Source organism: Mycobacterium sp. SMC-4 (assembly GCF_050205565.1).
GTDB lineage: Bacteria > Actinomycetota > Actinomycetes > Mycobacteriales > Mycobacteriaceae > Mycobacterium.
The window spans coordinates 112,375-126,504 of sequence record NZ_JBNMQU010000014.1; the positions used below are offsets into that span (position 1 = coordinate 112,375).

Here is a 14,130-nt window from a genome sequence, read left to right on the forward strand (position 1 = left end):
CTCCTCGACGTGGTGGACATGATCGCACACGCCGCTGACGGCGGTGGGCGGAGTTGGTGCGGTCAGTTCTGCGTGAACGCTTCCAGTGCCGCCACGAGTTCGCGTTCGAAGCGCTCGATGTCGATGCCGGAGGCGTGCAGGACACCGCCGTCGTCCTCTTCGTCGTAGAGGGCCAGCAGGAGGTGTTCGGTGCCGACGTAGTTGTGCCCCAGGCGAAGTGCGTGGCGGAACGTCAGCTCGAGCGCCTTCTTGGCCCGCGTGTCGAACGGGATGAGGGCGGGGACGTCGGCCACGCGGTCGGGCAGGGTGACGGTGCCCGGAAGCGTGGCGATGTCCACGCCCTGGTCGGCGATCAATCGGGCGGCCAGCCCGGTCGGGTCGGCGAACAGACCCAGGACCAGGTGTGCAGGCGAGATCTCGGCGTTGCCCGCGGCGTGGGCCCGGTTCTGCGCTTCGACGACGGCGTTGCGGGCGCGTTCGGTGAAACGGCTGAACCCGGCCGCGGGGTCCATGGCCGCGGGGTCGGTGGGTGCTTTCGGCACGAATCGCTTCTGCGCGGCCTGTTTGGTGACGCCCATGCATTTGCCGATTTCTGTCCAGGAGGCGCCGGAGCGGCGCGCCTGGTCGACGAAGTGGCCGATGAGGTGGTCGGCGACCTCGCCGAGGGCTTCGGCGGCCAGGACCGCGTCGGTCAGCTGGTCGAGAGGTTGGTCGTGGACCTGTTTGATCACCTCGATCAGGTCGTCGAGGCGGACGGGGTGGCTGATCTTGGCGGCGTCACTCATGCGTCAACCGTAGGTTGACGGGCCTGGATCGTCAACTGTTGGTTGACGGGCGTGGGTAGCCGCGGCGCACGGTCCGGTCGAGAATGCCGAGGGTCGCGCGCAGGGCTGCTTCGGACACCACCGGGAAGATGCCCGCTTCACGCCACTTCTGGTCGATGGCAGACCAGTCGTAGAACGACGTGACGACGGTGCCCTCGGTGTCCGGCTCGAGTCGGTAGCCGTACACGTGCCCGATCTGCGGGCGGACCTGACCGAGAATGGTCCAGGCGAGGAGTCGGTCCTGGTCGTATTCGGTGATCTCGACAGTGACCTCGTAGCGGCCGAGGGGGAAGTCGTTGAGCGCCTCGCGGTCCATGTGGACGACGAACGAGTCGCCGGCCCCGCGGACCGGGTTGCCGTCGGCGTCCTGGAGCATTCCGGTGGCGTCGATGGCGACGTGTCCCTGCGGATCGCAGAGTATGGCGAATATTTCGGCCGGCGTGGCGGGGATCGTGCGGCTCACTTCGATGCGGTCAGTCATGCGCTGATGGTGTCATGCAGTGGAATAAATCACTCCGATGTTCGATTTTCGCAAACTTGGGAACCCAGTCCACCGATGAGGGGCGAGGATCGTGGAAACGCGCAGTATCCGCGGATGCTGCGGCGTGCGCTGGACTTCATTCACGAGAACGCCCAGTACGACGTCACGATTCACGACATCGCCGCGGCCGGGGACGTCACCCCGCGAGCCATCCAGTATGCGTTTCGTGAGCATCTGGACACCACGCCGCTGGAGTACCTGCGTCGGGTGCGGCTGGAGCGGGCGCATGAGGAGCTGAAGTCCGCCGATCCGGCGCGCGACACCGTGACGTCGATCGCCGGGCGCTGCGGATTCAGTCATCCGGGACGCTTCAGCAGTGCGTACAAGGAGGTCTTCGGTACCGAGCCGAGTCGGACGCTGCGCAGCCACTGACCGTCAGAGCGGCGTGAAGCCTTCCCTGTTGAAGATCCCGGCCTGCCACCCCTTGGCGCCCATGCACACCAGCGGCCGGCCGTCGGGAGCTTGCGCTGCGGCTTGCGGATCCGGGCAGGGGCCGCCGATCTCCTGAACGCCGTGCAGCGCATATGTCGCCTGCCAGAACCCCGTGTAGACGGGCGGCCACTGATTGGGGATCCACCGGCACTGCAGCGCCTGGCCACCCCTGCCGCGACCGAACGTGAACCGCTCCATGTTCGTGCACGGTGCGGTCAGCTGGACGTCGTACTGCATGCCGGGAACGTCGGTGGCATACCGGCCGGGGTTGTCGGGGAACATCGGTCCCGGCTCGGCGCCGGCGAGCGGAGCGGAGAAGGTGGTCGCAGCACTGAGTGCGCTGGCCACGAGCAACTGGCGAATCATGTCCCACCTCATCCTCGGCGCGGTGCGTGTGGAAACACTATCGGTTACCGCCCGCGAGGCGGATGCATTCGGGGCCGGAAACGATCTCGACCCGCCACCCAGGGGGGATCGGTGGCGGGTCGAGCGTATCGGGGTTGACCATCACATCGCTGTGTACTAGCGAAGTTATGGCCCAAACCTGAGAGTGACCTGATAGGGACTTAGGTCTTCACTGGAAAAGCGGTAACGAATTGTGACTCGGTCAGGAGTCGAGCTTCTGCAGCTCCGCTTTGGCGTTGCGCTCGACGAAGAGGGGGACGAAGTCCCGGATCGGCCGATCGGCGAAGCGGGCGTGCTGCTCCTTGACCACGCGCGCGACCTCGGTGGGCTCGACTTCGGTGTGTGCATCCGCCAAGCGGCGGGCGAGGTCCTCGATGATCTGCTGCTCAGTCAACCTGATCACGCGGCTAAGCATTCTGTCCGAGTTGACGTCCGTCAAGGGTCTCTTGGTTGAAATCACGAAATCACTTCTGCTTCGTCTTGAGCACCCAGGCCGGCGCCCAGTGGGTCACGTTGTGCTGCGCGCTGCCGTGCCTGACCGAGTAGGTGACCAGGCCCCACCAGCCGCCGTGTTCGGCGCGTCCCCAGCAGGTCAGGGTGCCCTCGACGACGGCGTCGAGCTGCAGCCCCTGCGGGTGGTAGCGCCCGGCGCAGTGCGGTTGGCGCGAGAAGAGCGCCACGAGGTCGATCAGGACCGCGGCGGGCGGATCGACGCGGCGGAACACCGTGGGCAGCGGCTGCCCGCCGTAGCCGATCTCCTGCATGCCCACGGTTCGATCATATGTTCGATCCCGAGGTGCGGCCTGCTCGACCCTGGATTTCCCAGCGACCCAGGCTCGGTGACCTCACCTGTCACACCTATCGGCTTTTTGCAGCGCTCCACTCGAACTTTCCCTGCAAAAGGTGGATAGGTGTGACTGGAGTGACCTGCCGAACACCCGAGCCCCGACGCCCGGCCGGCAAAACCGCACCGGAAACAGAATCCACGTTTTCGCTGCGTTCTTCCCGAACGTTCCCGGCGAAAATGCTGACGGCGGCCAACGGGATCGCGCGATGCGGAGCTCGGGACGAGTCGCCGGCCGGACGGGCTGAGCGGCGCGGTAGTCGGCGAATTCCGTCAAGTTAGCTGCACTAATCGCAGACCGTGTGACGTGACTCACTCAATGTCGATGACCTGCGCGTTATAGCCGGAATGTCGGCCTCGGAAAGGCTCCCGAGTTTAGCTTGATTTGCGGTGGTAACCCCCTGCCTCGAGCTAGGGGGAGCGTCGGCTTGGGGGTCGCTAGCTCCGAAACGAAGAATGCAAAGGAGCGAAAATGAACAGGTCACGCAGTGCGGTCGCCGTGGGTGCCACCACCCTCACGTTGCTTTTCGGAGGGGCCGGCGTCGCTCAGGCGTCGGAGAGCGTCGTGCCCGCGCCTGCCACGACAGTGCTCGCGCAGGACATGGAGGACGAGGGCAGTGACAACACGGGGCTCTGGGGACTTCTGGGACTGCTCGGCCTGTTGGGCTTGGCGGGCCTGAAGAAGCGTAGAGACGCCGATTACCCGGCGGCGCGGCCCGGCGTGGTCAATCCGCCGCCGCGCGCCTGAGCGTATGCGTAAGGCCCCTGCCGGCGATATGCCGTCAGGGGCCTTATTGCGATCGACTGTGAGACGCGAATGCTGGTGCGCGATACTGGGATTGAACCAGTGACCTCTTCCGTGTCAGGGAAGCGCTCTCCCGCTGAGCTAATCGCGCCGGGACGTACTTGGAGGTGGAGACGGGAATCGAACCCGTGTGCACGGCTTTGCAGGCCGTTGCCTCACCACTCGGCCACTCCACCGCTGGGGTTGATGCCACTGCACCTTCGAGCGGATGACGGGATTCGAACCCGCGACCCTCACCTTGGCAAGGTGATGCGCTACCAACTGCGCTACATCCGCGCGCCACGAGCGAGATCGTCGCCCGTCGCGATGCAGAACGATAGTCCACCGGCAGTCGCGGACACAAATCACCTCAGAACAGCGCGTAAACCTGCCGGGAAATCGTGAAGCCGTGACCGTCGGAGTTCGAGCACCGCATCCCTGACGGCTCACTGGTGCAACTCATTCCGCCGCCGGCCTGGTACTGGCCGTACGGCAGGGCGGGTCCGCTGCCCAGGGTCGTGTCGCCGGCGCAGACGAAGCTGGCCGGGCCGGTGGGGCGCAGCGTGAGGCCCTGCCCGAAATCGACCATGTCCGGACAGCTCGCCGGACGCGGCGGCGGTGCCCAGTCGCGCTGGGCGATGTCGCAGCGCACCGAGTCATCGGCCAGCAAGCAGCCGATGTTGCCGCTCGGCGACGTGAACCCCGCCAACTCGGCGCCGGCGACGGGCGCACCCAGCGTCGCCGCACCGGCCAGAGCAGCGGCACTCGCCGCGATCACCTTCTTCATTTCTCCCCCTTCAGAACAATGCGTATCTCTCACGGGACAGCGAAAAGCCCACGCAGCGAATCGAATCCAATTGCCGCTCTTGCCCGTAACTCAACGGGTCGGCGGCACTGAGCGCCGAGTCACAGGCGCAGACGAACACCGCACCGCCGGGTCCGACGGCGCTCATGGAGACGCCGCCGCCATCGCCACGGCGAACCCGAGGCCCCACCCCGTCATCGGCGGTACGATACCGGCATCGTCGCAGGTAGGCGCGCTGATGGCGCAGGCGGCCGGGGAGCGGATTCTGGCGGCAGGGGGCGCGCGTGTTAGTCTTCTGCCTCGTCCGACCTGTCGGATACGGTCTCGTAGCTCAGTGGGAGAGCGTCCGCCTCACACGCGGAAGGTCGCTGGTTCGAACCCAGCCGGGACCACCACAAAGCACATCATCCGTGGCCCCGAAATGCTGAGTCGCGCCGGGTGTCGATCTTCGTAATCCGTTCCCCGCCAACATATCTGAGTTCGGCGAATTAGTGGGTGCGTCTCGGCGGCCCGTGGTGGCACCGACCAGTAGCTCGACGATCGGGCGTCGGATCGTCCGTTGTCGTTGGTGTCGTCATGTTCGCTGTGCGCGCAAGAGCGGGCTTGTAACGGTTTCGTGACTGGCGTACATTGCTGGGTCTGCGATGCTGCGATTCAGCGTCTGAGCAGGTACGCGTCGGGGTGGACACGGGGGGACTTGGCAATGGCTCGCACTTCTTCAGTTCGGCTCGGTGGACGGCTCGGAGTTGCTGTCACCGCTACGGCCATCGCGGCGGCGCTAACGCTGACCACATCGCCCTTAGCGAGCGCGGACAACGCCTCATTTCTCGGCGCGATGGACGCACTGGGCCTGAATTCACCGCAGGGCCCGGAGGGTCTACTCCGCGTCGGGAAGGCCGCCTGCTCGATGCTGCGGCCGGATTACGGCCTGATGTTCGGTCGGCACCCGAATCTTGTCGCTGAACAGGTCTGGCAGGTGAACCCGATGCTCGAACGCCGAGAGGCCGCGCTGATCGTCAATGCCGCGATCGACAACCTGTGCCCCGGGGTCAACATGCTCGGCTACGCCGCAGTCTGACCCCGCAAGCACCCTCCGAGCGCACTCACGCGAGTGCGGCCAACGCCTTCGCCGGGTCGTAGCCGGCGAATCCGCCGAGGTTCCCGGTGCGCAGCCGGTGCACCCACCCTGGATCCGCCAGCAGCGCACGCCCGAGCGCAACGACGTCGAACTCGCCTGCATCGAACTGTTCGACCAGCCGGTCGACGTCTGCGGGTTCGATGAGCTGGCCGGGCTTCTCACTGCGGAACTGTGTCTGCAGGCCGACCGAACCGACGGCGATGACGGGCACGCCGGTCACCTTCTTCGTCCAGCCGGCGAGGCTGAGATCGGGGTCGGCTTCCGGGAACGCGGGGACGTAGTGCCGACGGGTCGACGGGTGGAAGACGTCGACGCCCGCGTCGATCAGCGGAGCGAGCAACTCCTGCAACTCAAGTGGGTTCGCGGCGATCGAGGCGCCGTAGTCGGTGCCCTTCCACTGCGAGAAGCGGAAGATCACCGGGAAGTCGGGTCCGACAGCGGCGCGCACAGCGGCCACGACCTCGGCCGGGAAGCGGGTGCGTTCGGACAGCGACCCGCCGTAGCCGTCGGTGCGCAGATTGGTTTTGGGCCAGAAGAATTGGTCGAGCAGGTAGCCGTGAGCGCCGTGCAGCTCGATCGCGTCGAATCCCACTTCGCGCGCCGTCGCCGCGGCTTGCGCGAACTGGGCGGCGAGTGCCGGAAGCTCGTCGGTCTGCAGGGCGCGGCCTTTCGGGTTGCCGTGACCGTCGACGCCGGACGGACTGAGCACGACGACACCGTCGGCGTCGTTGCGCTCCACGCCCTGATGCCACAGCTGGGCGGCGATCGTGCTGCCTTCGCGGTGCACGCTCTCGACCACGCGGGCCCACCCCGCCAAGACGTCGTCGCCGGCCAGGGTCGGGATGCTGAACGGGTAGCCCGCCGCCGGGTCGGGCAACCGCACCCCTTCGGTGATGATGAGGCCGACCTCGCCTGCCGCTCGCCGCCGGTAGTACTCGGCCACGTCGGGACCGGGCACACCGCCGGGGGATGCCTGGCGGGTCATCGGTGCCATCGCGAAGCGGTTGGGTATCGTCAACGAGCGCACGGTCAGCGGTTCAAACAGGTCCTCGACAGCCATGGACCGGTCAACGTCGACGGGGGGACCGATTGTTCCGCGCGCCGCAACACCGCGCGTCTAACCGTCCACCCGCTGCCACAGGTCGTTGAACGCGATCGCGTCGAAGAACGCCGTCGCTTTGACAATGTGACCATCGCGCAGTGTGAGAAACCACGCATAGGTGTTGCGGTAGGGGATGCCGTCACGCGCCACGCCTTCGGCATCGAAGAAGACGATCACCGTGTCGCCGTCGGCGTACACGTCGCGGACAGTGGGCACCAGCCGCTGCGACATCCGGGCGTTGAACGGGCGGATCACGGTGTTCAGGAAGTCCTCTTTGCCGGTGTAGACGCGTGAGGCCGCCGAGTTGCCGACGATCTCCCAGATGACGTCGTCGGCCAGGGCGTCATACGGACTTCCGGTTCCGGCGCGCCACGCGTCGAAACCAGCTGTGACGGTGGCGATGTTGCGTGCGGACGCCGAATCGTGTTGTACGACAGCCATGTCAGTCATAGACGATCACCGCACGGCCCAGGATGTCGCCGCGTCCGATGGCTTCCAGTGTTTCGTTGACATCGTCGAACCGGACCCTCGTCACCGAATGCTTGACCTTGCCCGCTGCGGCCAGGGCCAGTACTTCGGTCAGGTCGTTGTAGTTGCCCCAGAACGAGCCGTAGTAGGTGTATTCGCGTGCCACCAACGGGAAGAGCGGGATGTCGATGCGGTTACCGATCAGTCCGACCGATGCCACTGCTCCCTCGGCGGCCAGCAGCGAGAACGCCAACCGGATCGCGTCCTCGGAGCCGGCGCATTCGATCACCGCGTCGAGTGCGGGCCGTCCGGTCAGGGCCTCGAGTTCGTCTCGCACCTCGTCGTGGGTCTTGTCGCGCACGTTGATCGCGTAGTCCACCCCGTTGTCCACCGCGATTTTCAGTTTCTCGTCGCTACGCGCGAAGGCGACGACGTCGGCGCCGCCGCCCAACAACTTCGCGTACTGCGCGCCGTAGCTGCCGAGTCCGCCGATGCCGCTGACGGCCAGGGTGCGGCCGGGTCCGAGATGGCCGGCGGCGCGCAACTTCTTGAGACCGCGGTACGGGGTGAGCCCGGCGTCGGTGAGCGGGGCCAGATTGTCCGGTGACAGTTCTCCGCCTCCGGGCATCTTGATCAGGTAGCGGTAGTTGACCGGGATGTACTCCTGGTAGCCGCCGTGGCGGCTGAAGCCCGCCCACACGCCGTGGGCGCACAGTTGTTCGTTGCCTTCATGGCATTGCCGGCAGGCGCCGTCGCCCCAGCTGCCGAACACCACCACCTGGTCGCCTTCGGACAGCTGCGCGGATTTCGGTACCTCCGCTCCCAAACCGTCGACCCAACCGGCGATCTCGTGACCCGGCGTGATCGGGTAGTCCATCGCCAGACCGTTGTCGAAGTAGCCGTCGATCAATTGAAAGTCGGTGCGGCACATCCCTGCTCCGCCCACCCGGACGAGGACTTCCTCGGGACCCGGTGCCGGCACGTCGATTTCTTCCAGACGCAGCGGCTGCTTGTAGCCGTACATGCGCGCGGCGCGCATCTTCATGTGAACTCCTCTGACAGGTGGGTTGATCATCAGAGGGTGCGTGGCGCGAGGTGGTGTTCGCATCCGCCACTGGCCAGTCGTGTCAGTGGTCGACCGGGTCGGGCAGCGCGGTGCTGAGCTGGCTGCGCGATTCGATGCCGAGCTTGGTGAACACCTTGCCCAGGTGGTACTGGACGGTGCGAGCGCTGATGAACAGCCGGGCGCCGATCTCCGGATTGGACAGTCCGTCGCGGGCGAGCTGGGCGATGTGGTTCTCCTGAGCTGTCAGTTCGGAGGTCCTCGGCGGTGCCTCGGTGCGACGGCGGGCGTGCTCCCCGGTGGCGAGCAGTTCACGCCGGGCACGGTCGGCGAACGCGGCCATGCCGATGGACTCGAAGAGGTCGTGCGCCGAGCGCAGCTGTGCGCGGGCATCGACGCGGCGGCGTTGTCGTCGTAACCATTCGCCGTAGACCAGGCGCGCCCGGCCCAGATCCGGGTGCAGTCCTGCGTGCTCGAACCGCTCGACGGCCTCGAGGTAGAGACCCTCGGCGACGTCGCCTTCGCTGACCAGTGCGCGCGACCGTGCTTCGACACCGAGCGACCAGTCCGTCGCACTGGGAGTGGTCATCTCAGCCAACCGGTCCAGCGTCGCGGTCGCCATCGCGACGTCGCGTAGCCGCACCGAAGCTTCGATGAGTTCGGGAAGCGACCACCAGGTGGCCGCCGACGCATCTCCGCGATGCTGTGAGGCGTACGACGCTGCAGCACAGGCGCTTTGGTAGTCGCCGCGGCCGTTGGCCACCAGAGACTGTGCCCATGCCACCGCCGTCAGTCCGAATCCCTCGCCCCGTCGTTCGGCATCGGCTCGGGCCGCGGCACCCAGGCGGTCCACTGTGTCGCCGTCACCCCGCATCGCGGCCAACACGATGGCGCTGAACGGTGTGAGATTGTTGCCCATCGCCTCGATGGCGGTGCACATCTCGTCGATCGCGCGGGCGGCTTCGGCGAAGTGGCCGGTGAGAATGAGCGGTATGACGCGGCTGCTCAGGGCCAACGGCAGCTGCGTGATCGTCCCCGAGGCACGTGCGAGCTCGAGGTAGCGCGCGGACAGTGCGGTGTGCCGGTCGATATCCCACAGGCGGGCTGCGGCCAAGCACGCCAGGAACATCCATCGCAACTCGTCTTCGGGGGTCATCGGGCGCCCGTACGCGTGGATCGCCTGGCGGAGGGTCGGCAAGCCCTGCTCGAATCCGTCGCACAGTTGGGTGGCCAGGCCGCGCAGCAGCAGATCGGCGGGCGAGTCGGTGCGGGCGATGCGCACGGCGGCGGTGGCGGCCGCCTTCGCGGCCTCGACGATGCCGCCGTCGACGGCCAGCCGGCCGGCGAAGACTCCCGCCGCCAGCGCGTCGAGGTACGTGTCTCGGGCCCGCGCCGGATCGATGTCCTCGAGCCGCCGCGCCGCGGCGAGCAGGAGCGGTGCGGCGTCGTTGCCGTGTCGGCTCACCATCGCCAGTTGTGCGCGCACCAAATCCGCGCGGGCACGCTGCAAACCGGTCAACGGCGCGGACTCCGCGACGCCCAGCAGGTCTCGGGCGGCGTCGAACGCGCCGGCCTGAGCCTTCGCCGCGGCCGCCTCGGTCGCGAGGTCCACGCGGCGCGCGGGGTCGATCGTCAATTCCGAGGCCCGCTGCAGGAACACCGCGGCGGCGGTGACTCCGCCGCGGGCCCGGACGCGACCCGCTGAGCGGGCCAGCTCGTCGGCGACGCGTTCGTCGGGTCCGATCGCCGCATGACCGAGATGCCATGCGCGGCGGTCGGGTTGACGACGTGCGTCGGTGACCGCGGCGAGCGCGCCGTGGATCGTCTGCCGGTCAGACAGCGGCACGCATCGATAGGCGGTCGATCGCACCAGCGGATGCCGGAACAGCACGCGGTTGCCGATTTCTGCCAGGCCGAGCTCGAGGGCCGGCACCGCGGCGTCGGCGTCCAGCCCGAGCACTTCGGCCGCGCGCCACAACACCGCCGGGTCACCGGTCGGCTCTGCCGCGGCCAGCGCCAACAGCCGGCGGGTGTTCCGCGGCAACGCCTCCAGTTGCCGACGGTAGGTCGCCTCGAGGCTGTGCGACGCCGGCGCGCCGGGCTCGCCGAATCCGCCCGCCAGTTCGGCACGGCTGAGCGAACGGGGCAACTCCAGCAGCGCGAGGGGATTCCCGTGCGCTTCGGCGATGATGCGGTTACGGACACTGCGGTCCAGCGGTCCGTCGAGGTTCTGCGCCAACAGCGCGCGGGAGTCGTCGTCGCGCAGGCGGTCGACGGCCAACTCCGGCAGGCCCCGCAGCTCGTCCCCGCGGACGCGGGTCGCGAAGACCAGTCCGACCGCTTCCGCGGCCAGGCGTCGTCCGACGAAGGCCAGCACCCGTGCCGACGCCGGGTCCAACCAGTGCTGGTCGTCGACGAGCACGACGAGCCCGCGTTCCAGCGCGGCCTCCGACATCAGGTTGAGGACACCGAGACCGACCAGGAACGGGTCCGGTGTGGGGCCGTCGCGCTCACCGAGAGCGACGCCGAGGGCGTCGGCTTGCGGGGCGGTCAGCCGCCCCATCCCGTCGGCGAGCGTGGTGCAGAGCTGGTGCAGGGCCGAGAACGCGAACTCCATTTCGGACTCGATTCCCATCAGGCGCACCACGCGAATTCCGGTCGCCCGGCGCGCCATCTCGTCGAGAAGCGCGGTCTTGCCGATCCCCGCTTCACCACAGAGCACCACCGCCCGGCTGCGACCGGATTGCACCGCGGCGAGCAGCTCGTCGAGAGCTTCGCATTCACGGCGCCGACCGATGAGATCCACCGCGCCTCCTGGCTTGGGCATGGGGACATCGCCCCTGGTGAGTCATTGCGCAGGCTACTCGGTGCGGGCTCGATGTGTGTCGCCTGCGGGAGCGGATCCGCTATCAGTGGCGAAGATGCGGGTACTCACCATCGCTTTGGAAATCTCCAGAAGAGGATCGGCAGCCATGAGTGAGACCAGTCAGCGCGCCCTGGGCGAGACCGACCGACCCATCGAGGACGAACTCGAGGCAGCGTTCGAGCGCATCGTCGGCGAAGGCACGCAGCGCCTGCACCGTGGCTGGCGGGAGATCTTCGTCACCGGATTCTTCGGCGGCACCGAGGTCGCCATCGGTGTGCTCGCCTATCTCGCGGTGCTGCACGCCACCGGGGACCACCTGCTGGCGGGCCTGGCGTTCTCGATCGGCTTCCTGGCGTTGCTGCTGGGCCGCAGTGAGCTGTTCACCGAAGGTTTCCTGGTGCCGGTCACGACGGTCGTGGCCAAGCGGGCCAGCGTCGCGCAGCTGTTCAAGCTGTGGGGCGGCACGTTGACGGCCAATCTGGTGGGTGGCTGGCTCATCATGTGGCTGATCATCACCGCATTCCCGAAACTGCGGGCGCAGACGCTGGAGTCGGCGACGCACTTTGTGACCGCCCCGCTGAGCGCCGAGACGATGTCCCTGGCGGTGCTCGGCGGGATGGTCATCACCCTGATGACGCGACTGCAGCACGGCACCGATTCGGTTCCGGCCAAGATCGCCGCCGCTGTCGCCGGCGGGTTCCTGCTGGCCGGGCTGCAGATGTTCCATTCGATTCTGGACTCTCTGCTGATCTTCGGCGCCTTGCTCGGCGGGGGCACCCCGTTCGGATACCTCGACTGGCTGGGCTGGTTCGGCTACACCGTGGTCGGCAACATCATCGGCGGTCTGGGCCTGGTGACTCTGCTGCGGCTGCTGCGCACCAAAGACCGCCTGCAGGAGGAACGCAGTGAGGCAGAGGCGTCCTGAGGTGAACGTCGACTGTCCCAAGCGGATGCACTTCGGCCCGTGCGGCGGCGTCCGCCTCGACGGGCAGTGCGAGATGCGGCCGGGCCCATGCGCTTTCCCCGACGTGGTGCTGTGGCCGGAGAATCATCCGCACCAGGATCCGATGCCCGACCCACCGCTGGTGCTGGCTGATTTCAGTTGTGCGCCTTTTGATTCTGACGACGTCCGCTCGGTCGCTGCGCAGCTGGCCCAGACTTGCGACGCGGTTCTGGTGGGGGAACACCAGAACCGGCCTGACTTCCCGCCGACGCTGATGAGCCGGCTGATCATGGACAGTGGCGCCCGGCCCTGGATTTCCCTGTCGTGCCGGGACCGCAACCGCGTGGTGCTGGAACAGGAGCTGCGCGGGCTGGCGCATCTGGGTGTCGAAACCGTGCTGTGTGTGACCGGCGACGGGCGCGGCTACGACGTACGCCCGGAGGTGACACAGAGCTTCGATCTGGACGGGCCGCGTCTGGTGGCGCTGGCCGCCGAATTGGGTATGACCGCCGCTGTGCCCGAAACCCCGACCGCGCCGCCGGTCGAGCAGCGTCCGTTGCGTCTGGTGCAGAAGCAACGCGCGGGGGCACGGGTCGCGGTCCTCAACCACGTGACCGAACCGTCGACGGTGGCCGCTTTCATGGGTGCCGCGCGAGCGCACGGGCTGACGATCCCGGTGCTGGCCGGCGTCGCGGTCTTCACCGACTCGGTGTCGGCCGCTGTGCTGCAGGGACTTCCGGGACTGGAGCTCGACACCGAGGTTGTCGGCAGCGTGCTCGATGCCGCGGACCCGGTCGAGGCCGGTATCGAGGCTGCTGTCGCCGAGGCTTCGGCGCTGCTGCGCATCGACGGGGTCGCCGGCGTGAACCTGTCGGGCTCCGGCACCGCCGCCGGCAGCCGGCGCGGCGCCGAGATCAAGGCCGAGGTGGCCGCACGCATCCGGGCCCGATCATGAGCGACGCGATGTCGGCCGAGTTCGACACCGTGGCCGAGTGGACCGCCCAGGTGTGTGTCCGCCTGGGCGCCGACTACTACCTACCGGCGGCGTGCCGGGGGAGCGGTAGCCCTGCAGCGCTGGACTGGCTGATCGACCGTCTCGGTCTCGCACCGGGAGGCACGTTGCTCGATGCGGGCGCCGGAGTGGGTGGGCCCGCAGCCTATGCGGTGCAGACCAACGCCGTTCATCCGGTGCTCGTCGAACCCGAGGCGGGCGCCTGCCGCGCGGCGCGACGACTGTTCGGGTACCCGGTGGTGCAAGGCTCCGCCTCGGCGCTGCCGATCGGGGACGACACCTTCGATGCGGCCTGGTCGCTGGGTGTGCTCTGCACGATGCCCGATCAGTTGGGACTGCTGACCGAGCTGCGACGGACGGTGCGCCCCGGGGGCGGCATCGGCCTGTTGGTGTTCGTCGCGACCCGCGACATTGCGCCGAGCGAGCAACCCGAGGGCAACAGGTTTCCGACCGCGGACGGGCTTCACGCGTTGTTCGACGAAGCCGGCTTGCGTGTCGACGCCCAGCAGATCGCTTCGGAACTGGGTGCGGCGCCCGATGATTGGGAGGATCGCGCCGACGAGGTCGACACCGAGATGGCCGACCGTTACGGCGACACCGACGCCTGGAAGGCCTCGCAGCAGCAGTCCGAGCAGATGGGCACCCTCATCGGTGAGGGCGCGGTCGTGGGCACGATGTTCGTGCTGCGTGCGTCCTGAGTCAGCCGGCGACGGCACGTTCGTGCGGCGCGACGACGAAAGCCAGACCGTCGGGGGTTTCCTCCGGCTCGACCGGAACCTCCCGGCCGCAGACCGGGCACGTCGCCGCACTGGCGTTGGGCTCGTTCTCCACGCGGCGTCCACTCCCCGAGCAGTCCTGCACCGATCCTCCTGAAGTCGTCATGGCTACGACTTCGGCGATACC

Annotated in this window: 17 protein-coding genes and 4 tRNA genes; 7 read left to right on the plus strand and 14 right to left on the minus strand. The window is 67.7% G+C overall.

Going from position 1 to position 14,130, the window contains the following annotated elements; translation table 11 throughout:
• Positions 1–62: 62 nt before the first annotated feature.
• Positions 63–785: a Clp protease N-terminal domain-containing protein gene (locus ACQI46_RS22625; protein WP_427096286.1), complete on the minus strand. Its 723-nt coding sequence runs from the start codon at positions 783–785 to the stop codon at positions 63–65.
• Between the two features lie 31 nt (positions 786–816).
• Positions 817–1,305, minus strand: a complete 489-nt coding sequence (locus ACQI46_RS22630) for an SRPBCC family protein (protein WP_427096287.1) — start codon at positions 1,303–1,305, stop codon at positions 817–819.
• 75 nt (positions 1,306–1,380) lie between these two features.
• Here ACQI46_RS22630 and ACQI46_RS22635 point away from each other — a divergent pair, with 75 nt between their 5' ends.
• On the plus strand, positions 1,381–1,737 hold the full coding sequence (locus ACQI46_RS22635) for a helix-turn-helix transcriptional regulator (RefSeq protein ID WP_427096288.1): 357 nt from the start codon (positions 1,381–1,383) through the stop codon (positions 1,735–1,737).
• 3 nt (positions 1,738–1,740) lie between these two features.
• Here ACQI46_RS22635 and ACQI46_RS22640 read toward each other — a convergent pair whose 3' ends face one another.
• The 3 genes from ACQI46_RS22640 to ACQI46_RS22650 form a co-directional block, all read right to left on the minus strand.
• On the minus strand, positions 1,741–2,163 hold the full coding sequence (locus ACQI46_RS22640) for a hypothetical protein (RefSeq protein ID WP_427096289.1): 423 nt from the start codon (positions 2,161–2,163) through the stop codon (positions 1,741–1,743).
• Between the two features lie 241 nt (positions 2,164–2,404).
• Positions 2,405–2,605 (minus strand): three-helix bundle dimerization domain-containing protein, encoded by a 201-nt coding sequence (locus ACQI46_RS22645; protein WP_427096290.1) that lies wholly within the window; start codon positions 2,603–2,605, stop codon positions 2,405–2,407.
• Between the two features lie 61 nt (positions 2,606–2,666).
• Positions 2,667–2,966: a hypothetical protein gene (locus ACQI46_RS22650; protein WP_427096364.1), complete on the minus strand. Its 300-nt coding sequence runs from the start codon at positions 2,964–2,966 to the stop codon at positions 2,667–2,669.
• Between the two features lie 552 nt (positions 2,967–3,518).
• Between ACQI46_RS22650 and ACQI46_RS22655 the strand changes: the two genes are divergently transcribed.
• Positions 3,519–3,794: a WGxxGxxG family protein gene (locus ACQI46_RS22655; RefSeq protein WP_427096291.1), complete on the plus strand. Its 276-nt coding sequence runs from the start codon at positions 3,519–3,521 to the stop codon at positions 3,792–3,794.
• A gap of 73 nt (positions 3,795–3,867) precedes the next feature.
• Here the strand turns inward: ACQI46_RS22655 and ACQI46_RS22660 are convergent.
• The 4 genes from ACQI46_RS22660 to ACQI46_RS22675 all read right to left on the minus strand — a co-directional run bounded on the left by ACQI46_RS22660 (position 3,868) and on the right by ACQI46_RS22675 (position 4,617).
• Positions 3,868–3,942: transfer RNA gene (locus tag ACQI46_RS22660), tRNA-Val, on the minus strand.
• An 11-nt stretch (positions 3,943–3,953) separates the two neighbouring features.
• Positions 3,954–4,027, minus strand: a tRNA-Cys gene (locus ACQI46_RS22665).
• Between the two features lie 27 nt (positions 4,028–4,054).
• A tRNA-Gly gene (locus ACQI46_RS22670) sits at positions 4,055–4,127 on the minus strand.
• Positions 4,128–4,200: 73 nt separating this feature from the next.
• Entirely contained in the window at positions 4,201–4,617 is a 417-nt protein-coding gene (locus tag ACQI46_RS22675) for a DUF6636 domain-containing protein (RefSeq protein WP_427096292.1), read from the minus strand.
• A 338-nt stretch (positions 4,618–4,955) separates the two neighbouring features.
• On the opposite strand from ACQI46_RS22675, the gene ACQI46_RS22680 reads away from it, so the two are divergent.
• A tRNA-Val gene (locus ACQI46_RS22680) sits at positions 4,956–5,030 on the plus strand.
• A 308-nt stretch (positions 5,031–5,338) separates the two neighbouring features.
• The gene (locus tag ACQI46_RS22685; RefSeq protein ID WP_427096293.1) at positions 5,339–5,713 is read left to right on the plus strand and encodes a DUF732 domain-containing protein; all 375 of its coding nucleotides are present in this window, start codon (positions 5,339–5,341) and stop codon (positions 5,711–5,713) included.
• A 25-nt stretch (positions 5,714–5,738) separates the two neighbouring features.
• On the opposite strand, the gene ACQI46_RS22690 is transcribed toward ACQI46_RS22685, so the two are convergent.
• The 4 genes from ACQI46_RS22690 to ACQI46_RS22705 form a co-directional block, all read right to left on the minus strand.
• The gene (locus ACQI46_RS22690; RefSeq protein WP_427096294.1) at positions 5,739–6,833 is read right to left on the minus strand and encodes a 12-oxophytodienoate reductase; all 1,095 of its coding nucleotides are present in this window, start codon (positions 6,831–6,833) and stop codon (positions 5,739–5,741) included.
• Positions 6,834–6,890: 57 nt separating this feature from the next.
• A complete protein-coding gene (locus ACQI46_RS22695) occupies positions 6,891–7,325 on the minus strand; it encodes a nuclear transport factor 2 family protein (RefSeq protein ID WP_427096295.1) in 435 nt (144 codons plus the stop codon).
• Positions 7,318–8,388, minus strand: coding sequence for an NAD(P)-dependent alcohol dehydrogenase (locus ACQI46_RS22700; protein ID WP_427096296.1), 1,071 nt, complete (start codon positions 8,386–8,388; stop codon positions 7,318–7,320). The genes ACQI46_RS22695 and ACQI46_RS22700 overlap by 8 nt, the downstream gene beginning before the upstream one ends.
• A gap of 82 nt (positions 8,389–8,470) precedes the next feature.
• Positions 8,471–11,212 carry a helix-turn-helix transcriptional regulator gene (locus tag ACQI46_RS22705; protein ID WP_427096297.1) on the minus strand — a complete coding sequence of 914 codons (2,742 nt, stop codon included), beginning with the start codon at positions 11,210–11,212 and terminating at the stop codon, positions 8,471–8,473.
• Between the two features lie 166 nt (positions 11,213–11,378).
• On the opposite strand from ACQI46_RS22705, the gene ACQI46_RS22710 reads away from it, so the two are divergent.
• The 3 genes from ACQI46_RS22710 to ACQI46_RS22720 are packed head-to-tail and all read left to right on the plus strand — an operon-like array spanning position 11,379 to position 13,925.
• Positions 11,379–12,197: a formate/nitrite transporter family protein gene (locus ACQI46_RS22710; protein WP_427096298.1), complete on the plus strand. Its 819-nt coding sequence runs from the start codon at positions 11,379–11,381 to the stop codon at positions 12,195–12,197.
• A gap of 25 nt (positions 12,198–12,222) precedes the next feature.
• Positions 12,223–13,170, plus strand: a complete 948-nt coding sequence (locus tag ACQI46_RS22715) for a methylenetetrahydrofolate reductase (protein WP_427096365.1) — start codon at positions 12,223–12,225, stop codon at positions 13,168–13,170.
• Positions 13,167–13,925 carry a class I SAM-dependent methyltransferase gene (locus ACQI46_RS22720; RefSeq protein ID WP_427096299.1) on the plus strand — a complete coding sequence of 253 codons (759 nt, stop codon included), beginning with the start codon at positions 13,167–13,169 and terminating at the stop codon, positions 13,923–13,925. The genes ACQI46_RS22715 and ACQI46_RS22720 overlap by 4 nt, the downstream gene beginning before the upstream one ends.
• Before the next feature lies 1 nt (position 13,926).
• On the opposite strand, the gene ACQI46_RS22725 is transcribed toward ACQI46_RS22720, so the two are convergent.
• Positions 13,927–14,109 carry a hypothetical protein gene (locus tag ACQI46_RS22725; RefSeq protein ID WP_427096300.1) on the minus strand — a complete coding sequence of 61 codons (183 nt, stop codon included), beginning with the start codon at positions 14,107–14,109 and terminating at the stop codon, positions 13,927–13,929.
• Positions 14,110–14,130 lie beyond the last annotated feature (21 nt).